This is a genomic window from Amycolatopsis sp. NPDC051045 (assembly GCF_040682955.1).
In the GTDB taxonomy this organism is placed as follows: domain Bacteria; phylum Actinomycetota; class Actinomycetes; order Mycobacteriales; family Pseudonocardiaceae; genus Amycolatopsis.
Map to the genome: position 1 here is coordinate 147,677 of NZ_JBFBCC010000008.1, position 21,153 is coordinate 168,829.

Sequence of the window (21,153 nt, forward strand, 5' to 3'; positions counted from 1 at the left end):
GCTCTACCGGGTGTCCACCGCACGCGCCGAACGGCTGGTCAATCTGGTACTGGCCCTGTTGTCCACCCGGCAGTACCTCACTGCCGAGCGGATCCGCGGCATCGTGCCCGGATACGGCGACGCGGCCAGCGACGAGGCCTACTTCCGGATGTTCGAACGGGACAAGACCGAGCTGCGCGAACTGGGTATTCCGCTGGAAACCGGCCGCAACTCCGCCTTCGACGCGATCGAGGGCTACCGCATCGCCCGCCGTGACTACGAACTCGGCGAAATCGACCTCGCCCCCGACGAAGCCGCCGCGGTCGCGCTGGCGTCCCGGCTGTGGGACTCCCCGGAGCTGACCGGCCAGGCCCACGGCGCGCTCGTGAAGCTGCGCGCCGCCGGCCTGGAGGTCGACGACCAGGCTCCCACGGTGGTCGAGCCACGCGTGCGCGCCGAACCGGCGTTCGGGCCGCTGCTGGCCGCGGTCCAGAACGGCCAGGCGGTGCGGTTCGAGTACCGCCGCAGCGGTTCCCCGGAGCGGATCATGCGGACCCTCGAACCGTGGGGCGTGGTGTCGTGGCGGGCCCGCTGGTACGTCGTCGGGCACGACCGGGACCGCGGCGCCACCCGGTGCTTCCGGCTGTCGCGCGTCACCGGGCAGGTCCGCCCCGTCGGCAAACCCGGCGAGGTCCGGCGCCCCGACGGCGTCAATCTGCTCAAGCTGGTCACGGCCACCGGCGACAGCGAACCGGCCCCGGTCACCACCGCCCGGATCTGGGTCGCCGACGGCCGCGCGGCCGGGGTCCGCCGCCGTGGCACCGTGGTCGGCCGGTGCGCGATCGACGGCGAAGAGGGCGACCTCGTGGAGATCGGCCTGCTCTACCCGGAATCGGCCGCCGACTGGATCGCCGCCCAGGGCCCCGACGTCCTCGTGCTCGAACCCGACGTGCTGGCCAAGAGCGTCCAGGACCGGCTCGAAGCCGTCGTGGCCCGGCAGGTGAGCGCGCTGTGAGCGGATCCACCGACCGGATGCCGCGGCTGCTGGCGCTCGTGCCCTACCTGCTCGCGCGCCCGGGCATCCGCGTCGACGAAGCGGCGCAGGACTTCGACGTCACGCCCAAGCAGCTGCGCAAGGACCTCGAGCTGCTGTGGATGTGCGGGCTGCCCGGCTACGGCCCCGGCGACCTGATCGACCTGTCCTTCGAGGGCGACACGATCGTCGTCACCCACGACGCCGGGATGAGCCGCCCGTTGCGGCTCACCGGCGGCGAAGCGACCGCGCTGCTGGTGGCGCTGCGGGCACTGGCCGAGACGCCGGGCGTGCTCGACGGCGACGCCGTCCGCCGCTCCATCGCCAAGATCGAGGCCGCCGCCGGGCAGGCCCAGCCGGCCGGCGTGGTCGTCGGCGGGGGCGTGCGGGAGGGCAAGAAGACCGCGCGGACCCGCGAGGAGGTCGCCCGCGCGCTGCAGAGCGGGCACGCCCTGCGGATGAGCTACTACACCGCGTCCAAGGACCAGATCACCGAGCGCACGGTCGACCCGATGCGGCTGCTGATCGTCCAGGCGGTCGGCTACCTCGAGGCCTGGTGCCGCCGCGCCGAGGCCGTCCGGCTGTTCCGGCTCGACCGGATCGACGAGCTGACGATCCTCGACGAGCCGTCGCGGCCGCCCGCGCACGCCCACCCCACCGACATCTCCGAGGGTGTCTTCCGTGAGCGTCCCGATCAGCGGGAAGCGGTCCTGGTCCTCGACCCGGACGCACGCTGGGTAGCCGAGTACTACCCGTGCGAGGAACTCGACGAGCTCGACGGCGGCCGCCTGCGGATCCGGATGCGCTACGCCGACCAGTCCTGGATGGTGCGCCTGGTGCTGGGGCTGGGCGGAGAAGCGCTGGTGGAGAGCCCGGCCGACCTCGCGTCGGACGTCGGTCGCCGCGCCGCCGGCGCCGTGGCCCGAGCCCGTCACCTTCCGTCAACCTGCGACCACTAGGCTGACGACGTGCCGTACCTGCCCACCGCCGTGCTCATCGTGCTCGGCCTCGCCGGCCTCGTTGTCCTGCTGGTGCGGACCGTCAAGGTCTTGCGTGCCTTCCGGCGGACCGCAAGCATGGTGGCTACGAACACCCAGGACCGTGCGGGGCTCGTCCGCGCGCGGTCGGCGGCGTTGCGCGTCGCGTTCGCGCAGCGCCACCGCAAGCCGGAAAACCAGTAACATCCCTACCAGACGCAGATAGGAGGCCACCATGCTGAACGGATTGCAGCCGTGGCATTTGATCATCTTGGTGCTCGTCGTCGTGCTGCTGTTCGGGGCCAAGAGGCTTCCCGACGCGGCCCGGTCCATCGGCAAGTCCATGAAGATCTTCAAGGCCGAGACCAAGGACCTCACCGGCGACAAGGCCGCGGCGCACGAAGACGCCGAGCCCGTCGAGACGAAGCAGATCCCGGCCACCCCCGCCGCGACGGCGACCGACCAGCAGGTCGCCGACCTGCAGCGCCAGCTCGACGAGCTGAAGAAGCAGCAGGCCGCCGACCAGCCGCAGAAGAACGTCAGCTGAGCGGCGGCTCCGGCACACCTGGTCCCCTGTCCGCGGAGCGCGCCGGTCCCGGCGCGCTCTGCGCGGACTCCGACGAGAACGGAACAACCCGTGGCGGAACCCGCCTCCGGAAACGGTGAGCACCGCGGCTCGAAGCGGCGCAAGCGCAGCCGCCGGGCCAACCCCGACGGCACGATGACGCTCATCGAGCACATCTACGAGTTCCGCCGCCGCCTCGGTTTCGCCATGCTCGCCGTCATCGCCGGCGCCATCTTCGGGTTCATCTGGTTCAGCACCAAGATGGGCCCGGTCCCGTCGCTCGGCGAGATCATGAAGGCGCCCTACTGCGCCATCCCGGCCAACCGGCGGCTCAACAGCGAAATGGGCTGCCAGCTGCTGCAGACCCAGCCGTTCGAAGCGTTCATGATCCAGCTGAAGGTCAGCGTCGCCGCCGGTGCGGTCTTGCTGGCCCCGGCCTGGCTCTACCAGTTCTGGGCGTTCATCGCGCCCGGCCTGTACTCCAAGGAACGCAAGTACGCGCTGACGTTCGTCGGCTTCGCGTCGGCGCTGTTCGCCTCGGGCGCGGTCCTCGCCTACATCCTGTTCCCGCACGCGCTGCAGCTGCTCATGGGCTTCGGCGAGGGGGAGTTCATCACCGCGCTGACCGCGGACAAGTACATCTCGTTCATGCTGTCGCTGCTGGTCATCTTCGGGATCAGCTTCGAGCTGCCCCTGCTCGTGGTGATGCTCAACCGCGTCGGCGTCGTGAAGTACGTGCAGCTCAAGAAGTGGCGCCGCGGCATCGTGTTCGCGCTGTTCGTGTTCGCCGCCTTCGCCACTCCGGGCTCGGACCCCTTCTCGATGCTCGGCCTGGCCGGCGCGCTCACGGTGCTGTTCGAGATCTCCATCCAGATGGCGCGCTTCCACGACCGCAAGAAGGACAAGGTCCGCTCCGACGAGGGCTGGGACAAGCTCGCCGACGACGAAGCCGCCCCGTTCGACTACACCCCGAGCAAGGTCGACGACGAGCCGTCCGCTCCGACCGCGTCCGGCGGCCGGTCGAGCACCGACGACGTCACCTAGTGGGGATCCACGCCGCGCTCGCCGTGCACCCGGCGTCGGGGCACGGCGCCGCCGCCCGGATCGCCGACACCGTCGCCGAGCGGCTGCGCACCGCCGTGGACCGGCTCGACGTGCTGGTCGCCCACTCCGTCGAGGAGTCCCGCGCGCTGATGCGGACCTCGCACGGCGCCGGTCTGGACGTCCTGATCGTCCTCGGCGGCGACGGCGCCGCGCACCAGGGCGTCCAGTTCTGCGCGGACCACGACGTCGCGCTCGGGCTCGTCCCGGCGGGCACCGGCAACGACTTCGCCCGCGCCCTCGGATTGCCCGGCGAGCCGCTCCCCGCGGTCGACGCGCTGGTCGCGGCCCTGCGCTCGGGCGCCCGGCGGCGGATCGACCTCGGCCGCGTCGGCAGTACCTGGTTCGCGACCGTGCTGTGCGCGGGCTTCGACGCGAGCGTCAACGAACGCGCCAACCGGATGCGCTGGCCGTCCGGGCCGCGGCGCTACGACGTCGCGATCCTGGCCGAGCTGGCGGCGTTCCGGTCCCGCCCGGTGGTCGTCGACACCGGAACCGATCGCCTCGAGCTCGACGCGACCCTCGTGGCGATCGGCAACACCCGCTTCTACGGCGGTGGCGTCCCGATCTGCCCGACGGCCGACCCCGAGGACGGCGTCTTCGACGTCACGATCATCGGCCACGCCACCCGCCGCGGCCTGATCCGGATGCTCCCGGGCCTGCGCACCGGCAAGCACCTCACCCACCCCGCGGTCCGCACCCTGCGCGCCCGCTCGGTGACGTTGGCCGGCAACACCTGGCCCGCCTACGCCGACGGGGAACCGCAAGGAACGGTGCCGGTGACGGTCACCTGCGTCCCGGGCGCGCTGACGGTGCTGGCCTAGCGGTCGTAGCCACCCGCCCGCGCCACCAGCTGCCGGAAGTGCGCCGGGGTCAGCAGCCGTCCCGTGTCGGCGAAGTACACCCCACCGCAGCGGTGGCAGAACCAGCCCTGCTCCCACACCTGCTGCGCCGCGGGCACGCCGCGCCGCTGCCGCCGGTGCTCCCGCAAGCGCCGCACGTACAGCCAGACCAGCACGCCGGCCGCGCCGTACACGCACACCGACGGCAGCGAGATCACGGCCGCACCCAGCACCTTCGTCGCCGCGCCGCCGGGCGGCGGGTCGTCGAACGCCGAGAACGGCAGCAGCAGGAAACAACTCCCGGCCAAGGCCAGCACGATCGCGGCCGCCAGCAGCCCGCCGCCGCGGCGCGGGGGAGGGAAGGGGTCCAGCGCACGGGCGACCGCGGTGACCGACACCCCGCTGACCTGGCTGTTCGTGTAGACGACGCTGTCACCGGCCGGTATCGCGACCGCCGGGCCCTGGCCACGGTAGAACGAGTGACCGCCGTGGTAGGCCGCGGGCACGTGCTGCACCCGATCCAGCAAGCCGCAGCTCGGGCACGGTTCGGTCATGCCGGCTCCGACGCGGCCGGACGGCAACCGGTTCCCCGGACCGGCAAGTGTATAACGCCCTATAAGGCGGGCCGAATTTCTCGATCACCAAGTGACGACCGGAGAAATCGAAGGACGCAGAGACGGGGAGCGCCACGCCGTTGGTCACGTGGCGTGCGGACTGCCCGGGGGATGTGAAACCCTGACGAGGTGGCCAGTAGCCCTTCTTCGTCCCCGGCCGAGGCCTATGCGGCCTCCACGCGTCGCGGGAAGTACCCCCAGCTGACGCGCTTCGCCGCGGAGGCGTCCTTCGAGTTCGACGACTTCCAGATCCGCGGGTGTGAGGCCCTCGAGGGTGGTCACGGCGTGCTCGTGTGCGCGCCGACCGGAGCCGGCAAGACCGTGGTCGGCGAGTTCGCCGTGCACCTGGCGCTGGCCGAAGGCCGCAAGTGCTTCTACACGACACCCATCAAGGCGCTGTCGAACCAGAAGTACGCCGACCTCGTCGCCCGCTACGGCGCCGACGCCGTCGGCCTGCTGACCGGGGACACCTCGATCAACGGCAACGCCCAGGTGGTCGTGATGACCACCGAGGTGCTGCGCAACATGCTCTACGCCGGCTCGTCGACGATCACCGACCTCGGTTACGTCGTCATGGACGAGGTCCACTACCTCGCCGACCGGTTCCGCGGCGCGGTCTGGGAAGAGGTGATCCTGCACCTGCCCGAGCACGTCCGCGTGGTCGGGCTGTCGGCGACGGTCAGCAACGCCGAGGAGTTCGGCGAGTGGCTGGTGGAGGTCCGGGGCGACACGACGGTCGTCGTCGACGAGCACCGGCCGGTGCCGCTCTGGCAGCACATGCTGGTCGGGAACCGGCTGCTCGACCTGTTCGCCGGGGATGACGTGCACGCCCCGGGGGCCGAGCTGCGGATCAACCCGACCCTGCTGCGCCGGACCGAAGAGATCGGCCGCCAGTACGCGCCGGCCGGGTTCCGTGGGCCGCGTGGCCGCCGGGGTGCGCCGCCGCGGATGCCGCGGTTCCGGCCGCCGTCGCGGGTGGACGTCGTCGAGCAGCTGGACCGGGCCGGGTTGCTGCCGGCGATCGTGTTCATCTTTTCCCGCGCCGGCTGTGACGCGGCGGTGACGCAGTGCGTCCGGGCCGGGCTGCGGCTGAACGGACCCGGCGAGGTCGAGGAGATCCGGCGGATCATCGAGGAGCGCACGGCGGATCTCCCCGAGGGCGATCTCGGCGTGCTCGGTTACTGGGAGTGGCGGGAAGCGCTCGAGCGCGGGATCGCCGGTCACCACGCCGGGCTGTTGCCGGCGTTCAAGGAAACCGTGGAGGAGCTGTTCGTCCGCGGGCTGGTGAAGGCCGTGTTCGCCACGGAGACGCTGGCGCTGGGGATCAACATGCCCGCCCGCACGGTCGTTCTAGAACGCCTGGTGAAGTACAACGGGGAAGCGCACGTCGAGCTGACGCCGGGGGAGTACACCCAGCTCACGGGCCGGGCGGGGCGGCGCGGCATCGACGTCGAGGGGCACGCCGTCGTGGCGTGGCAGCCCGGGGTCGATCCCAAGCAGGTGGCCGGGCTGGCGTCGACGCGGACCTACCCGCTGCGGTCGTCGTTCCGGCCGGGCTACAACATGGCGGTCAACCTGGTGGCCCAGGTCGGGGCCGCCGAGGCGCGTGAGCTGCTGGAGCAGTCGTTCGCGCAGTTCCAGGCCGACCGGTCGGTGGTGGGCACCGCGCGCCGGATCGAACGCAACAAGGAAGCCCTGAAGGGCTATTCGGCCGCGGTGACCGGCGATTTCGACGAGATGCTCGAGTACGTGGAGCTGCGCGCGAAGATTTCGACGCGGGAGAAGGCGCTGTCCCGGCAGAACACCGCGGTGCGTCGTGCCGGTACGGCGGAGTCGCTGGAGAAGCTGCGCAAGGGTGACGTCATCGCGGTGCCGGCGGGCCGCCGGGCGGGGCTGGCCGTGGTCGTCGACCCGGGGCTGGACCCGATCCGGGAGCCGCGGCCGGTGGTGGTGACCGAGGACCGGTGGTCGGGGCCGCTGTCGGTGACGGATTTCCCCGCGCCGGTGGAGGTGCTGGGGCGGATCAAGCTGCCCAAGCACGTCGAACTGCGTTCGCCGCGGGCGCGCCGGGACGTCGCCTCGGCGCTGCGGAGCGCCGGGATTTCGTTGCCGGGGCGGCAGAAGCGGCGTTCGGGGGCGAACGAAGACGGTGAGCTGGCCGCGTTGCGGCGGGCGCTGCGGGCTCATCCGTGTCACGGGCTGGCCGAGCGTGAGGCGAACCTGCGCTGGATCGAGCGGTATCAAAGACTCGCCGCGGAGACCGAGCAGCTGGAGCGGAAGGTGGCGGCGACCACCCACTCGCTGGCGCGTGCCTTCGACCGGATCCTCGCCCTGTTGGGCGAACGCGGTTATCTGGGCCCGGAATCAGCGGGGGACGGCGAAGACCGGGTCACCGAGCACGGCCGGCGGTTGACCCGGCTCTACAGCGAGTCGGACCTGCTGGCCGCCGAGTGCATCCGGCACGGCGTGTGGCGCAAGCTCAACCCGGCCGAACTGGCCGCGGTCGTCTCCACGCTCGTGTTCGAAGCCCGCCGGGACACCGCGGGTGAACCCCGGCTGCCGGGTGGCGCGGTGCCCGAAGCGTGGCAGGAAACGGCACGGCTGTGGGTGGAGCTGACCGAGGACGAGCGGCGGCACCGGCTGGAGCGGACCCGCGAGCCGGACGCCGGGTTCGCTTGGCCGGTTTACCGCTGGGCCCGGGGTGAATCGCTGGAGAAGGTGCTGACCGCGGCGGAGGCCAACGGCCAGGAGCTGTCGGCGGGTGACTTCGTGCGCTGGTCGCGTCAGGTGATCGACCTGCTCGACCAGATCCGCGACGTGCTCGGCAAGGCCGATCCGGTCGGTGCGGCGGCGGCGGACGCGGTGAAGGCACTGCGCCGCGGGGTCGTGGCCGCGGGCGCGGCGTGAACTCGGTGTAAGGCCTGTTCCCCGGTAGCGTGGGTGGTGCGCGTGGCCACGTGTGCTCGGCTCCGACCTGTGGTTGGATCGCCTGCGACACCGTGCGCGCGGCTTGCCGGTGGTTCGGGGTGGACAGCGAGATGAGCGAAGCAGGCGGAGGCAGACGATGAGCACGCCGTATGGCGGCAACGACCCACAGCAGCCCCAATACGGGCAGCAGCCCGGCGGCGCATACCCGCCGAGCGGCTCCCAGGAGCAGCCGCAGTGGGGGCAGCCGCAACAGCCTCCGCCCGACCCGAACCAGCAGCAGTGGGGCCAGCCGCAGCAACCCCAGCAACCCCAGCAACCCCAGCAGTGGGGGCAGCAGCCGGGCGGGTACACCCCGCCGCAGCAGCCGCAGTGGGGTCAGCAGCCGCCGCCGTACGGGCAGCAGCCCGGCGGTGGGTACCCGCAGAGCGGCCCGCAGGCCCAGCCGCAGTACGGCGGGCAGCAGCCGGGCGGTGCGTACCCGCAGAGCGGGCCCCAGGCGCAGCCGCAGTACGGGCAGCAGCCGCCCGGCCAGTACGACTACGGCCAGCAGTTCCCCGCTGGAGCCGCTCCGGAGGGGGAGAAGCCGGCGAAGTCGAAGAAGGGCCTGCTGATCGGCGCCATCGCGGCGGTCGTGGCGGTCGCCGTCTTCCTCATCCTCGGCTTCGTCGCGCCCGGGTTCCTGAAGACGCAGGTCTTCAACAACACCCAGATGCAGACCGACGTGCAGAAGCTGCTGACCGAGACCTACAAGATCGACGGCGTCACCGGTGTCACCTGTCCCGCCGAGCAGAAGGTGGAGGACGGCGCGAAGTTCGCGTGCACCGCCACGATCGCCGGCAAGCCGCAGCAGGTGCCGATCACGGTGAAGGGCGACGGCGGCAATTACGAGGTGTCCCCGCCCGTCTCGAAGTAGCACGGCTTCAGGCCCGGCCGCCGGTGTTTCCGGTGGCCGGGCTTCGTCGTTTCCGGAGATGATCCGGGCATGAGCGACTTCGAGATCCGGACGATGGACGCCGGGGAGCACCGGGCGGCGAGCGACCTGTTCCGGGCGACCGTGCACTTCCCGCCCGCCGACGACACCGAATGGCGGTATGCGGCCCGGTACTACCAGCCCGGAGGCACGATCGGGGCGTTCGATCCGGAGCTCATCGGCACCGCGCGGTCCTTCGACGCCGAGCTGACCGTGCCGGGCGGGGCCCGGCTGCCGATGGTGGGGGTCACCTCCGTCGGCGTCCGCGCGGACCGCACCCGCCGTGGTGTGCTGCGCGCGCTGATGACGGCGCAGCTGGAGGAGTTCGCCGCGCGCGGAGTGGTGTTCGCGAACCTGCTCGCGTCCGAAGCCCTGATCTACGGCCGCTTCGGCTACGGGCTGGCCACGCGGTACCGCGGTTACAGCATCGACCGGCACCGGGCGCGGCTGCGTCCGGACGCCCCGGTGGGCGGCGAGCTGGAACTGCTGGACCTCGACCGGGCGCTCGAAGCCTGTCCCGGCGTGTACGACCGCCTCGAGCACCGGCCGGGGATGATGACCCGGCCCGAGGTGCTGTGGCGGCTCTACGAAAACCAGGCGCGCCGGCACACGTCGCCGGTGAAGGCGGTCGTGCACCACGGTCCCGGCGGGCCGGACGGGTTCGCCACCTATTTCGTCGACGGCGTGCCGGCCCATCCGTGGACCAAGATCCTGGAGGTGATGGACCTGTTCGCCGGCTCCGCGGCCGCCTACGCCGGGCTGTGGCGGTTCCTGCTCGGGATCGACCTGGTGGACCGGATCGTCGCCGACTCGCGCCCGCTCGACGATCCGATCGAGCTGCTGCTGGCCGACCACCGCCACGGTAACGTCGACCGGATCGGGGACGAGCACTGGATCCGGCTCGTCGACGTCCCGCAGGCGCTGGCGGCCCGGGAGTACGGGCCCGCCACCCCGGTGGTCCTGGAGGTGACCGACCCGCTGCTGCCGGGCAACAGCGGCACCTACCGCATCACTCCGGAGGGCGCGGAGCGCACGGACCGGCAGGCCGGGCTCCGCCTGGACGTCACCACCCTGGCCATGGTCTACCTCGGCACCTGGCGGCCTTCGGCGTTGGCCGGCGCGGGCCGCATCGAAGTCCGTGACCCGGCCGCCCCCGCGGCCGCGGACCTGCTCTTCGGCACCCGCGTGGCGTCCTGGAGCGGCAGCCACTTCTGAGCGGGTGCGAAAACCGGGTGCCGGGCCCGGCACCGGACGGCAGGATCGGGAGGATGACCGCCTTCGACGTCCGCCCGATCACCGAGGAAGAGCGGCGCAGCACGTTCGACGTCCTGCGCCGCGCGCTGCACACCCAGCGCGTCACCGACGACGTCTGGACCCGCGTCGGGAATTCCTGGCCCGCGGCGCGCAAGTTCGGCGCGTTCGAGGGCGGGGCCCCGATCGGGATCGTCAGCTCCTTCGACACCGAGATCGCCGTCCCGGGCGGTCGGTCGGTGCCGGCCGCCGCGGTCGAGGGGGTCGGCGTCCGCGCCGACCGGACCCGCCGCGGGGTGCTCAGCGCGATGATGGCGACGCAGCTGGCGGACATCGCCGCGCGGGGGCTGCCGCTGGCCGTCCTGCACGCCAGCGAACCCACGATCTACGGCCGGTTCGGCTACGGCTCGGCCGCGCTCGGCAAGACCCTGCGGGTGGCGCGGCCCGCGGCCCGGCTGCACGAGCGCGTCCCGGCCGGCGGCGACGTCCGGCTGCTCACGCCCGAGGATGCCGTGAAGGAGCTTCCGGCGCTGTACCGGCGGATCGGGCTGCACCGGCCGGGCATGATCGCGCGGCCGGAGCTGTGGTGGCCGATCTCGCACGACGGGCACGTGGGCCCGGACGGCAGCCACCTCGTCGCTGTCCACAGTGGACCGGACGGGGACGACGGTTTCGTCGTGTACGCCACGATCAACCGGCGGTCCTTCGAGGCGCCGGACCAGGGCGCCGTGCTGGACGTCCACGACCTGCACGCCGCCGGCCCGGCCGCCCGGGCCGCGCTGTGGCGGTACCTGCTGTCGGTCGACCTGGTCTCCGGGGTGCACGCCCGCCACCGCCCGGTCGACGAGCCCTTGGCCCTGCTGCTGACCGACCACCGGCACGCGGCCACCCTCGCCGTCGAGGACGACCTGTGGCTGCGGCCGGTCGACGTCGCGGCGGCGCTCGCCGCCCGCACCTACCGCGCGGCCGGCCCCGTGGTGCTCGCGGTGACCGACCGGCTGCTGCCGGCCAACACCGGGCACTACGAGATCGGCCCGGACGGCGCCCGGCGCACCGACGCGGCCGCGGACCTGGCGCTCGACGTCGACACCCTCGGGATGCTGTACCTGGGTCAGTGGAGCGCGACGGCGCTGGCGGAAGCGGGCCGCATCGACGTCCGCGACGCGGCTGCGCCCGCCCGGGCCGACGAGCTGTTCACCACGGTCAGCGCGCCGTGGTGCGGCACGCACTTCTAGACGCCCGGCAGGGCTTTGAGCAGCCGCTCGACCGAGTTGCCGAGGTTCCACCGCTCGGCCAGCTCGGCGACCCGCTCCGGGTCGGCCGGCGTCGCCGGGACGGTGTCGGGGCGGGACTGCTCCACCGGCGCGTCGACCGCCACCCGCACCACGGTCGGTGCGACGGCCAGGTAGTCCGCCGCGTCCTTCAGGCGCAGCCGGGTCTTGAGCGGGACGCGGGAGTCCCCGGCCGTGGCCGCCGCCAGCAGGGCGTCGAGCGAGCCGAACTGCGTGATCAGCTTCGCCGCGGTCTTCTCGCCGATGCCCGCGACGCCGGGCAGCCCGTCGGACGGGTCGCCGCGCATCACCGACATGTCCGCGTACGCCGGCCCGGCCGTCTCGCGGGGGAGGCTGTAGCGCTCGGCGATCTCGGCCGGTCCCAGCACCTCGGCCTTGGCCCAGCCCTTGCCGACGTAGATCACCGACGCGGGCGACGGCTCGGTGCGCACCAGCTGGAACAGGTCGCGGTCGCCGGTGATCACCTCGACCGGGTCGGTCCGCTCGCGGGTCGCCAGGGCGCCGATGACGTCGTCGGCTTCGTAGCCGGCGGCTTCGGCGGTGGCGAACCCGAAGGCTTCGAGCAGGTCGAGGATGATCGGCACCTGCGGGGTGAGCGTGTCGGGCACCACTTCGACGTCCGGGCCGCTGCCGGTCTCCTCGGCCACCCGGTGCGCCTTGTAGCTGGGCAGCAGATCGGTGCGGAACTTCGGCCGCCAGTCCGCGTCCAGGCAGCACACCAGCCGCGCGGGGCGCCGGTCGGTGAGGATCCGCGCGATCGTGTCGGCGAACCCGCGCACGGCGTTCACCTGCGTCCCGTCCGCGGCGCGCATCGAGTCGGGCAGGGCGAAGAACGAACGGAAGTACAGGCTCGCGGAGTCGAGCAGGGCAAGGGGTCCGGTCACCCGCACAGCCTGCCACGAGCCGGGTGAATACCGGGGGAGGTGCCGGCCGGGCATCCCGCGAGCAAGGCCGTGAATGCCACCTTGAGGGACGTAAAGTCTCCCAAGGTGGCATTCACGGCTTGGGGGAGCCACGTCACCCGGCCCGGCATGTCGCAGGCCCGGGCGGGCCGGGGAGCCGGGGCGCCCCACTAGGCTCGGCCTCATGTCGCGCCGTTCCCTCCACACGCCCGCCCCCGACGCCGCCGCCCTTCGTGCCCGGCTGGACCGTGCCCGTGCCGCCGCGGCTGCCGCGGGCACCGACGCCCTGCTGATCGCGCCCGGCTCCGATCTGCGCTACCTGCTCGGCCAGGCCGGTGGCTCGTTCGAGCGGCTCACCACCCTCGTCGTCCCGGCCGACGGCACCCCGGCGCTGGTCGTCCCGAAGCTGGAGGCGCCCGGGTACGCCGACGTCCCCACCGACGAGCTCGGTGTCGAGCTGCTCACCTGGGTCGACGGCGACGACCCCTACAAGCTCGTCGCGGACCGGCTCGGCAAGCCCGGCCGGGTCGCGGTCAGCGACTTCACCCCGGCCCTGCACGTGCTGGCGCTGCGGGCCGCGCTCGGCGAGGCCGAGCAGACCCTGGCCGGGCCGGTCGTGCGGGAGCTGCGGATGCGCAAGGACGCCGCCGAGATCGCGTCGCTGCGGGAGGCCGGTGCGGCGATCGACCGGGTGCACGCCCGCGTGCACGAGTGGCTGCGGCCCGGCCGCACCGAGGCCGAGGTCGGCGCCGACATCGCCGCGGCCATCGTCGAGGAGGGCCACCTCCGGGCCGACTTCGTGATCGTCGGCTCCGGCCCGAACGGCGCCAGCCCGCACCACGACGTCTCCGACCGCGTCATCGAGAAGGGTGACGTCGTGGTCGTCGACATCGGCGGGCCGCTGCCGGCCGGCTACAACTCCGACTCCACCCGCACCTACGCCGTCGGCGAGCCGCGCGACGCCGACGTGGCCGAGACCTACGCCGTGCTGCAGCGCGCCCAGGCCGCCGCGGTCGCCGCGGTGCGGCCGGGCGTCACCGCCGAGCAGGTGGACGCCGCCGCGCGGGACGTCATCACCGAGGCGGGCTTCGGGGAGTACTTCATCCACCGCACCGGCCACGGCATCGGCCTGGACGTGCACGAGGAGCCGTACATCATCGCCGGCAACGCGCTGCCGCTGGAGCCGGGCATGGCCTTCAGCGTCGAGCCGGGCATCTACCAGCCGGGCCGGTGGGGTGCCCGGATCGAGGACATCGTGATCGTGACCGCCGGCGGCGTCGAGTCCGTCAACAACCAGCCGCACGAGCTCGTCGTGCTGGACGCATGACGACCGGCGGCCTGGAGCCGCTGGACCAGTCGATCGTCCAGGAGCTCGCGGCGGACGGGCGGCGCAGCTTCACCGATCTCGCCGAGCGGGTCGGGCTGTCGGTGTCGGCGGTGCACCAGCGGGTGCGCCGCCTCGAACAGCGCGGGGTCATCCTCGGCTACACCGCGCGGCTCGACGGCGGGCAGATCGGGCTGCCGCTGACGGCGCTGATCTCGCTGACGCCCAACGACCCGGGCGCGCCGGACGACTACCCGCAGCGGATCCAGCACATCAAGGAGATCGAGTCGTGCTACTCGGTCGCCGGCGACGAGTCCTACATCCTGCTGGTGCGCGTCCAGTCGCCGCTGGCGCTGGAGGACCTGCTGCGCCGGATCCGGGAGGCCGCGAAGGTGTCGACCCGGACGACGGTGGTGCTCTCTACGCCGTTCGAGGGACGTTCGCCGACGTTCTGACGCCGGCGCCCCGCTGGTGTCAGAACATCGGCGCTGGTACGGTAAAAGGTATGGCAACACGTAAGGTCACTCTTTCGCTGGACAGCGGCGCACTGGAATTCGCCGAACGAGCCGCGAAAGCCCACGGAATCTCGGTCTCGTCCTGGCTGTCGAAGGCGGCCAGGCGCGAGGCGGTGCGCACGGGTTACACCCCGCAGAGGCCGGAACCGGCCGTCGCGGAATCGGACGAGGCCGAGCGCAACGCGGCGGAAAAGGATCTGCGTGCGCAGGGGTGAAGTCTGGACGTACCACCCCCCGACCGAACCGGCCCGGCAGCGCACGGTGGTGCTGCTGTCCTCGGACGGGGTGAACGAGTCCGAGCGGCCCTGGCTGCTCGGCACCGAACTGCTCGACCGCGACCCGATGGACATCCTCGGCGTGGCGGTCGACGCCCGCTACTGGGTGTCGACGCTCAACCTGACCCGGCTCTACCGCCCCTGGTTCGACGAACGCGTCGCCGAGATCGACCAGGACGTCCAGGAACGCATCGACATCGCCCTGCGCGCCGCCCTCGACCTCTGAAGCCGCTCGCCCAGACCGTGAAGGCGCAGACGGCGAACCCGGCGCCGAGGACGCTGGAACCCGGCCAACCCGTGCCGGCGAACACGGTCGTCGTCGCGGTCGCGCCGAGGGCCGAGCCGAGCGAGTAGAAAAGCATGTAGCCGCCGATGGCGCTGCTGGTGCGATCCGGATGCGCTGTGGCCAGCAGGTGCTGGTTGCTCACGTGCACGGCCTGCACGGCGAAGTCGAGCACGACCACACCGGCGACGACGAACCCCAGGGACCACGACGCCTGTCCGATCGCCGCCCAGGACACAGCGAGCAGGGCGAGCGCGCTGCCGGTGACAGCGCGCGCGAACCCCGCGTCGGCCCAGCGTCCCGCCCGGGCGGCCCCCAGCGCGCCGACGAGGCCGGCCAGCCCGAACAGCCCGATCTGCGCCGCGCTCAGCCGCCACGGCGCGGCCGCGAGCGGCAGCGCCAGCCCGCTCCACAACGTGCCGAACGAGGCGAACAGGAAGAACGCGATCAACCCGCGCGAGACGAACAGCCGCTCGTGGAACAGCCCGCCCAGCGAGGTCAGCGCGTCCCGGTAGGAGGAGCGATCACCGCGTGGGTCGGCCGGCAGCGTCCTCAGCACGAGACCGGCCAGCGTCACCAGGAGCACAGCGAGCACGACGTACACGCTGCGCCACCCCCACGCGGTGGCCAGGGCGCCGGCCGCGACGCGGGCGCCGAGAATGCCGAGGACGACCCCGGAGGTCACCGCGCCGAGGGTGCGGCCGCGCTCACCGGGCGTGGACCGGGCCGCGGCGTAGGCGACCGTCGTCTGGACGACGACCGCGAACAGCCCGGCGACGGCCAGCCCGGCCAGCAACACCCAGAGCCGGGTCGCGGCCGCGGCGAGCACCGTGCCCGCCGCCGTCAGTACCAGGTGGCCCGCAATGAGCGTGCGCCGGTCCAGCAGGTCGCCCAGCGGGACGAGCAACGCCAGCCCCGCCAGGTAGCCGAGCTGGCCGGCCGCGACGATCCACCCCAGGCCGGCCGCCGGCAGCCCTAGGTCCGCGCCGATGCCGGCGAGCACCGGCTGCGCGACGTAGATGCTCGCGACCGCGACCGCGCAGACCGCGGCCAGCAGCGTGTTCCGTCCCATTCCAGCCCATCGGTAGCAGTTTGCAACTGATGGCACCGTACGACAGAATGGTTTCAAACAGCAACTCATCCGGAGGTGTGGTGACCGAAAGCTGGACCGACCCGAACTGCCCGGTGGCGCGCACGCTCGACCTCGTGGGGGACCGCTGGAGCCTGCTCGTCGTCCGCGACGCCATGGACGGCGCGCGGTCGTTCACCGACTTCCGGCAGCGCACCGGGATCGCCCGCAACATCCTCACCGACCGGCTCCGCCGCCTGGTCGACCGCGGCGTCCTCGACCGGCAGGCCGCACCTTCAGGCCGGCGGCCGGTCTATACCCTCACCCCGGCCGGACGCGACCTGTTCACGGTCGTCGTCGCTCTGCGTCAGTGGGGCGAACGGCACGCCTTCGCTCCCGGCGAAACCCATTCGGTCCTCGTGGACGACCACGGCGTCCCGCTCCCGCCGCTGCGGCCGGCGACTGCGGACGGCACCCCCGCCGACGCGGACACGACCACCGTCCGCAAGGTGCCCTGACGTACCCCGGACCGACCCTCGGGGTCAGCGGGCCACGACCTCCGGGATCGCGTGGAGTTTCCCGTCCGCGCCCGCGAGGCACGACGCGTTGCCTTCCTTGGTCGCGATGAACTCCGTCAGGCAGCCGGCGATCGCCGTGTGGCCGGCGGCGTTGGGGTGGAACGACTCCTGCAGCGCGTGCCCGGCGCGCTCGGCGTGGCCGAGGTCGGCCAGCTGCAGGGTCAGCCGGGTGAACCATTCCGTTGCCGGGTTCGCGCCGCCACTGCAGGCCTCGTGCTTGACGCCCGCCTTGGCCAGGTCCAGGAACCGGGCGCCGGTCTGCTGGGCGGCTGCTTTGAGGCCGGAGGAGAGGACGCCGATGCCGGTTTGGGCGATCCAGCGCAGGTCCTCGGTGCGGAACGGGCAGCCGTTGAGGGTGCGCAGGTCTTCCGGCAGGTCCGGGCCGATGGGTGCGGCGTAGGACTGCAGGATCAGCTGGTAGTCCGCGGGCACGTAGCCGGCCTGGGCGAGGACCGTCTTCACGTCCGAGACGGCGGTTGTCACCTTCGGCACCATCGCGTCCACTTTGGACTGCCAGGTTTGCTTCAGTGCGGTGCTGCACGCGGGGCCGCCGGCGTCGAACCAGGCTTTGAAGCACTCGTTGACCTGGTTGGAGAACTTCGGCTCGTCGTTCGCGCCGACCGCGATCACCACCGCGGCGACCCGGTGGTCCTTCACCAGTGCGGCCAGTTGCTGCGCCTGCGATCCCTCGGTCCACTGCTTGACGTCGCCGAGGGCGACCTGCTCGGCGGGTGCGCCGGAACAGCCGAGGTTGACGTGCGCGGTGACGCCGGGGGCGGCGATCTTCTCCACGAAGGCGTCGGGGGAGCGGTGGCACCAGTTGCCGCCCTGGCCGTTGGTGGTGGCGGTGTACCGGCCGGCGCCTTCTCCGGAGACGGTGCTGTCACCCATGGCGACGACGGTGAGCGGGCCGGTGCCCGGTGGGCCTTGTCGTGGTTGTGGTTGCCCTGGCTTGCTTTCGGAGCCGAAGAAGACGAAGAACCCGGCCAGCAGGGCCACGCACACGAGGACGAGGGCTCCCCAGTACCACCGAAGACGTCGCATTGCCGTCGATTCTACGGACCGGGTGATCGACTCCGGCTTCGGCCACCGTGCGTCACCGTTTCAGCCCGGCAGCCAGGTCCGCACCAGCCGGACGAGCGACTGGGTGAGGGTTGCCGAGTCGATTTCCCGGTCCCGTCGCCAGTGCCGGACCTGGTCGGCCGCCAGGGCCGCGAGCAGGACGTCCGCGGCGATCTCGGGGGCGGCCGCGCCGCCGGCTTCGAGCAGGTGGCGGCAGTGCTGCCGCCACAGGGTGTGGGCGCCGGTCCGGAACCGCGCGCCGGTCGTGGCGGTTTCCGAGAGCAGGACGAGGTCCAGTTGTCGGTCGAGGAACTCCAGGTAGGCCTCGACGAACGCGCCGAGGCGGTCGGCGGGCCGGGCGCCGGGGCCCAGGGGTGGGGTGCCGGTGAGGATCTGCTCCTGCAGTTCGCGTTCCCGCTGGTCGAGCAGGGCCATGGCGAGGCCGGCCTTGTCGCCGAAGCGGCGGTAGAGGGTGCCTTTGCCGACGCCGGCGGCGCCTGCGACGTCGTCCATGGTGACGGCGTCGACGCCGCGCTCGGCGAAGAGGGTTTCCGCGGCTTCGAGGACCCGGATCCGGTTGCGGGCGGCGTCCGCCCGCTCGCGGACGGGGGCGCCGAGGACCGGCAGTTCGGCCGGCGTTGACGAAGCGGACTGCGGTCCGCTACGGTGGGAGGACATAAGCGGACTCTAGTCCGATTCTTCGTCCGGCGGAAGCCGGGTCCCTCCGAGGAGCACCGCCATGCCCGATTTGCTGCACATTTCCGCGTCCCCTCGTGGCGAAGACTCGCAGTCGCTGCGTCTGGCAGCTACTTTCCTGGACACCTACCGCAGCCTCCACCCTGACGCCGACATCGACGAGTGGGACCTCTGGGACGGCTCCCTGCCCGCGTTCGGTCCGGCCGCGGCCCGGGCCAAGATGACCGTCTTCGGGGGCGGTACCCCGCAGGGCGAGGAAGCCGAAGCCTGGGCGGCGGCGAAGGCGGCGTTCGCCCGCTTCGACGCGGCCGACCGGCTCCTGTTCAGCGTGCCGATGTGGAACTCCGGCGTGCCGTACGTGCTCAAGCAGTTCGTCGACGTCGTCTCCCAGCCCGGCTGGATCTTCGGCGTCGACCCCGTCGCCGGCTACCGGCACCTCCTCGAAGACCGCGGCAAGCGGGCGGCGGTCATCTACACGAGCGCGGTGTGGGCGCCCGGCCTCGGTCGTGAGTTCGGCGCGGACTTCCAGTCGCCGTTCTTCACCGGGTGGCTGAACTGGACCGGCATCGACGACGTCACCGAGATCCGGTTCCACCCCACCCTCACCGGCGATGCCGACGACCTCGGGCGGATCGCCGCCGAAGCCGCTCGCGACACCGCCAAGACGTTCTGACCCCGAAAGGAAGACCATGACCGAGACCATCGACCGCGACGCACTCCGGGCCGGGCTCGCGTCCGGCGGCATCGTCCTCGTCGACGCGCTCCCCGCGTCCTACTACGCGACCCGGCACCTGCCGGGGGCGGTCAACCTCGTCGCCGGTGACGTCGCGGCGAAGGCGCCGGAACTGCTGCCGGACAAGGCCACCCCGATCGTCACCTACTGCTCCAACCCCGCCTGCGCCAACAGCGGCCAGGTCGCCGCGCAGCTGGAACGGCTGGGCTACACCGACGTCCGCAAGTACGCCGCGGGCATCGAGGACTGGGTGCGCGCCGGCCTGCCGACCGAAAGCGATCAGCCCGCCTGAGTCAGGTCCGTGGCCGCCGCCAGCTCGACCGCGACGTCGGTGATCGTGCGCACTGCCGGGTTGTCGTTGCCCGGCACCCACACCAGCTCCGTGCGGGCGAAGTCGCCGTCCAGGGGCACGAACGCCACGCCGGTGCGGCGGAGGCTGTGCGACGAACGGGCCAGCCGGGTGACCCCGACGCCGGCGGCGACCAGCCCCAGCAGTCCCTGCACGGTGGCGGCGCGCTGCACCACCCGCGGGGTGAAGCCGGCGGCGGCGAAGTCGTCGTCGTAGCTGCGGTGCCAGGGTTCCCAGGCGGCGCGCGGGGTCAGTACCCAGGGTTCGTCCGCCAGGTCGGCCAGCTTCAGCGAGGCGCGCCCGGCCAGGGGGTGTTCCGCGGGCAGCACGGCGCACACCTCTTCGGTGAGCAGGGTCCGGGACGTCAGGCCCCCGACCAGCGGCGGCCGGGTGAACGCCAGGTCGAACCGGCCCTCGCGCAGGCCGTCCACGAGTTCGGCGATCGACGCCTCGGCGGTGGTCACCGCGAGCTCGGGGAACCGCTCCCGCGCCGCGCGGACCACCGGTGGCAGCAGGTAGTTCGCCGTCGTGGCGAGGAAGACGAGCCGGACGTCGCCGATCTCGCCGCGCACCGCCCGCCCGAGCGTCGCGACGGCTTCTTCGGCGCGGGCCAGCACCGCGCGGGCCTCCGGGAGGAACAGCCGGCCCACGGCGGTGAGGCGGGCTCCGCGCGCGTCCCGGTCGAACAGCCGCGCGCCGAGGGTGCGTTCCAGCGCGGTGATCTGCTGGGACAGCGACTGCTGCGCGATGTGCAGCCCGGCGGCGGCGCGGGTGAAGCTGGTGGCGTCGGCGACGGCGACGAAGTAGCGAAGCTGCCGCAACTCGGGGGTCACAGGCTCAGACTGTAGCCGCGGCAGGACATCGGTGTTGGCGGCGCGGCCTTGATCGTCTCCAGGATGGAAGGGAGGAAAGCACTGGGAGGACACGAAGATGACGAACACCGACGGCCGCGTCTGGCTGATCACCGGCTGCTCCGCCGGCTTCGGCCGGGAAATCGCGCTCGCCGCGCTGGCCGCGGGTGACCGCGTGCTGGCCACCGCCCGGCGGCCGGACACCCTGGCGGAACTGCAGGAGCGCGGCGCTGACCGGGTCCGGACCGCGGCACTGGACGTCACCGACGCCGGGCAGATCGAGGCTGCGGTGAAGACCGCGCTCGAGCAGTTCGGCCGGATCGACGTCGTGGTCAACAACGCGGGCAGCGGCTCGGTCGGCGCGGTCGAAGAACTCACCATGGACGAACTGCGCGCGCTGATGGAGGTCATGTTCTTCGGCGCGGCCGCGGTCACCAAGGCGGTGCTGCCGCACCTGCGTGCGCAGGGCAGCGGCACGATCGTGCAGATCAGCTCGATGGGCGGGCAGCTGTCCCCGCCCGGCTACGGCGCCTACTGCGCCACGAAGTTCGCCTTGGAGGGCATCTCGGAGGCACTGGCCGCGGAGGTCGCGCCGTTCGGGGTGAAGGTGCTGATCGTCGAGCCGGGCGCGTTCCGCACCGAGTTCGGTGGCGGCCGGATGCACCGGTCCCGCACGATCGACGCCTACGCCGTTTCGACCGCCGGAACGCGTGAAGCGGTCGAGAACATGGACGGCACCCAGCCCGGTGACCCGGCCAAGGCCGCCGCGGCGATCATCCGCGCGGTGGACAGCGACGACGCACCGCTGCGGCTCGCGCTGGGCGCGGACGCCGTCGATGCGATCCGCGCCCACCACGAGGCCGTCGCGGCGGACCTGGCCGCCTGGGAAGAGGTCAGCCGGGCCACCGCGTTCGGGTAGGACTGTGCCGATGAGGACCAGTGCCGGTTGGGACTGTGCCGTTGG

24 protein-coding genes are annotated in these 21,153 nt (G+C 72.4%); 18 read left to right on the forward strand and 6 right to left on the reverse strand.

Features of this window, described 5'->3' with window-relative positions:
* Positions 1-10 precede the first annotated feature (10 nt).
* The 6 genes from AB0M80_RS20750 (at position 11) to AB0M80_RS20775 (ending at position 4,479) form a co-directional block, all read left to right on the forward strand.
* Complete coding sequence (locus AB0M80_RS20750) at positions 11-994, forward strand: WYL domain-containing protein (RefSeq protein ID WP_364567023.1); 984 nt, start codon at positions 11-13, stop codon at positions 992-994.
* Complete coding sequence (locus AB0M80_RS20755; protein WP_364567026.1) at positions 991-1,971, forward strand: WYL domain-containing protein; 981 nt, start codon at positions 991-993, stop codon at positions 1,969-1,971. Before AB0M80_RS20750 ends, AB0M80_RS20755 begins: the two co-directional genes overlap by 4 nt.
* A 9-nt stretch (positions 1,972-1,980) precedes the next feature.
* A complete protein-coding gene (locus AB0M80_RS20760) occupies positions 1,981-2,193 on the forward strand; it encodes a bacteriophage holin (RefSeq protein ID WP_364567029.1) in 213 nt (70 codons plus the stop codon).
* Positions 2,194-2,224: 31 nt separating this feature from the next.
* A complete protein-coding gene (gene tatA, locus AB0M80_RS20765; protein ID WP_364567032.1) occupies positions 2,225-2,536 on the forward strand; it encodes a Sec-independent protein translocase subunit TatA in 312 nt (103 codons plus the stop codon).
* 90 nt (positions 2,537-2,626) lie between these two features.
* Positions 2,627-3,598 (forward strand): twin-arginine translocase subunit TatC, encoded by a 972-nt coding sequence (gene tatC / locus AB0M80_RS20770; RefSeq protein ID WP_364567035.1) that lies wholly within the window; start codon positions 2,627-2,629, stop codon positions 3,596-3,598.
* Complete coding sequence (locus AB0M80_RS20775; protein WP_364567038.1) at positions 3,598-4,479, forward strand: YegS/Rv2252/BmrU family lipid kinase; 882 nt, start codon at positions 3,598-3,600, stop codon at positions 4,477-4,479. The genes tatC and AB0M80_RS20775 overlap by 1 nt, the downstream gene beginning before the upstream one ends.
* Here the strand turns inward: AB0M80_RS20775 and AB0M80_RS20780 are convergent.
* Positions 4,476-5,051: a hypothetical protein gene (locus AB0M80_RS20780; RefSeq protein WP_364567041.1), complete on the reverse strand. Its 576-nt coding sequence runs from the start codon at positions 5,049-5,051 to the stop codon at positions 4,476-4,478. The two genes, AB0M80_RS20775 and AB0M80_RS20780, sit on opposite strands and share 4 nt — an antisense overlap.
* Before the next feature lie 189 nt (positions 5,052-5,240).
* Between AB0M80_RS20780 and AB0M80_RS20785 the strand changes: the two genes are divergently transcribed.
* From AB0M80_RS20785 to AB0M80_RS20800, 4 genes are all read left to right on the forward strand, one after another.
* Positions 5,241-8,018, forward strand: a complete 2,778-nt coding sequence (locus tag AB0M80_RS20785; RefSeq protein ID WP_364567044.1) for a DEAD/DEAH box helicase — start codon at positions 5,241-5,243, stop codon at positions 8,016-8,018.
* A 157-nt stretch (positions 8,019-8,175) separates the two neighbouring features.
* The gene (locus AB0M80_RS20790; RefSeq protein ID WP_364567046.1) at positions 8,176-8,952 is read left to right on the forward strand and encodes a DUF4333 domain-containing protein; all 777 of its coding nucleotides are present in this window, start codon (positions 8,176-8,178) and stop codon (positions 8,950-8,952) included.
* A gap of 69 nt (positions 8,953-9,021) precedes the next feature.
* The gene (locus AB0M80_RS20795; RefSeq protein WP_364567049.1) at positions 9,022-10,224 is read left to right on the forward strand and encodes a GNAT family N-acetyltransferase; all 1,203 of its coding nucleotides are present in this window, start codon (positions 9,022-9,024) and stop codon (positions 10,222-10,224) included.
* Between the two features lie 53 nt (positions 10,225-10,277).
* Positions 10,278-11,495, forward strand: coding sequence for a GNAT family N-acetyltransferase (locus tag AB0M80_RS20800; protein WP_364567052.1), 1,218 nt, complete (start codon positions 10,278-10,280; stop codon positions 11,493-11,495).
* Here AB0M80_RS20800 and AB0M80_RS20805 read toward each other — a convergent pair.
* Positions 11,492-12,436 carry a 5'-3' exonuclease H3TH domain-containing protein gene (locus AB0M80_RS20805; protein ID WP_364567055.1) on the reverse strand — a complete coding sequence of 315 codons (945 nt, stop codon included), beginning with the start codon at positions 12,434-12,436 and terminating at the stop codon, positions 11,492-11,494. The two genes, AB0M80_RS20800 and AB0M80_RS20805, sit on opposite strands and share 4 nt — an antisense overlap.
* Before the next feature lie 202 nt (positions 12,437-12,638).
* Between AB0M80_RS20805 and AB0M80_RS20810 the strand changes: the two genes are divergently transcribed.
* The 4 genes from AB0M80_RS20810 to AB0M80_RS20825 are packed head-to-tail and all read left to right on the forward strand — an operon-like array spanning position 12,639 to position 14,794.
* Positions 12,639-13,781 (forward strand): Xaa-Pro peptidase family protein, encoded by a 1,143-nt coding sequence (locus tag AB0M80_RS20810; RefSeq protein ID WP_364567058.1) that lies wholly within the window; start codon positions 12,639-12,641, stop codon positions 13,779-13,781.
* Positions 13,778-14,233 (forward strand): Lrp/AsnC family transcriptional regulator, encoded by a 456-nt coding sequence (locus AB0M80_RS20815; protein ID WP_364567061.1) that lies wholly within the window; start codon positions 13,778-13,780, stop codon positions 14,231-14,233. Before AB0M80_RS20810 ends, AB0M80_RS20815 begins: the two co-directional genes overlap by 4 nt.
* A 50-nt stretch (positions 14,234-14,283) precedes the next feature.
* The gene (locus AB0M80_RS20820; protein WP_013226702.1) at positions 14,284-14,508 is read left to right on the forward strand and encodes a hypothetical protein; all 225 of its coding nucleotides are present in this window, start codon (positions 14,284-14,286) and stop codon (positions 14,506-14,508) included.
* On the forward strand, positions 14,495-14,794 hold the full coding sequence (locus tag AB0M80_RS20825; protein WP_364567064.1) for a hypothetical protein: 300 nt from the start codon (positions 14,495-14,497) through the stop codon (positions 14,792-14,794). The genes AB0M80_RS20820 and AB0M80_RS20825 overlap by 14 nt, the downstream gene beginning before the upstream one ends.
* On the opposite strand, the gene AB0M80_RS20830 is transcribed toward AB0M80_RS20825, so the two are convergent.
* Complete coding sequence (locus tag AB0M80_RS20830; protein WP_364567067.1) at positions 14,685-15,923, reverse strand: MFS transporter; 1,239 nt, start codon at positions 15,921-15,923, stop codon at positions 14,685-14,687. The genes AB0M80_RS20825 and AB0M80_RS20830 overlap by 110 nt on opposite strands.
* A gap of 47 nt (positions 15,924-15,970) precedes the next feature.
* Between AB0M80_RS20830 and AB0M80_RS20835 the strand changes: the two genes are divergently transcribed.
* Positions 15,971-16,438, forward strand: coding sequence for a helix-turn-helix domain-containing protein (locus tag AB0M80_RS20835; RefSeq protein ID WP_364567070.1), 468 nt, complete (start codon positions 15,971-15,973; stop codon positions 16,436-16,438).
* 24 nt (positions 16,439-16,462) lie between these two features.
* Here AB0M80_RS20835 and AB0M80_RS20840 read toward each other — a convergent pair whose 3' ends face one another.
* Together AB0M80_RS20840 and AB0M80_RS20845 are read right to left on the reverse strand one after the other, a co-directional pair.
* The gene (locus AB0M80_RS20840; RefSeq protein WP_364567073.1) at positions 16,463-17,542 is read right to left on the reverse strand and encodes a GDSL-type esterase/lipase family protein; all 1,080 of its coding nucleotides are present in this window, start codon (positions 17,540-17,542) and stop codon (positions 16,463-16,465) included.
* Positions 17,543-17,602: 60 nt separating this feature from the next.
* Positions 17,603-18,238, reverse strand: coding sequence for a helix-turn-helix domain-containing protein (locus tag AB0M80_RS20845; protein WP_364567076.1), 636 nt, complete (start codon positions 18,236-18,238; stop codon positions 17,603-17,605).
* A 61-nt stretch (positions 18,239-18,299) separates the two neighbouring features.
* Here AB0M80_RS20845 and AB0M80_RS20850 point away from each other — a divergent pair, with 61 nt between their 5' ends.
* Both AB0M80_RS20850 and AB0M80_RS20855 read left to right on the forward strand, forming a co-directional pair.
* Positions 18,300-18,929 carry an NAD(P)H-dependent oxidoreductase gene (locus AB0M80_RS20850; protein ID WP_364567079.1) on the forward strand — a complete coding sequence of 210 codons (630 nt, stop codon included), beginning with the start codon at positions 18,300-18,302 and terminating at the stop codon, positions 18,927-18,929.
* A gap of 16 nt (positions 18,930-18,945) precedes the next feature.
* A complete protein-coding gene (locus tag AB0M80_RS20855; protein WP_364567082.1) occupies positions 18,946-19,281 on the forward strand; it encodes a rhodanese-like domain-containing protein in 336 nt (111 codons plus the stop codon).
* On the opposite strand, the gene AB0M80_RS20860 is transcribed toward AB0M80_RS20855, so the two are convergent.
* Positions 19,269-20,171, reverse strand: coding sequence for a LysR family transcriptional regulator (locus tag AB0M80_RS20860; protein ID WP_364567085.1), 903 nt, complete (start codon positions 20,169-20,171; stop codon positions 19,269-19,271). The two genes, AB0M80_RS20855 and AB0M80_RS20860, sit on opposite strands and share 13 nt — an antisense overlap.
* A 97-nt stretch (positions 20,172-20,268) precedes the next feature.
* Here AB0M80_RS20860 and AB0M80_RS20865 point away from each other — a divergent pair, with 97 nt between their 5' ends.
* On the forward strand, positions 20,269-21,108 hold the full coding sequence (locus AB0M80_RS20865; RefSeq protein ID WP_364567088.1) for an oxidoreductase: 840 nt from the start codon (positions 20,269-20,271) through the stop codon (positions 21,106-21,108).
* The last annotated feature ends 45 nt before the right edge of the window (positions 21,109-21,153 follow it).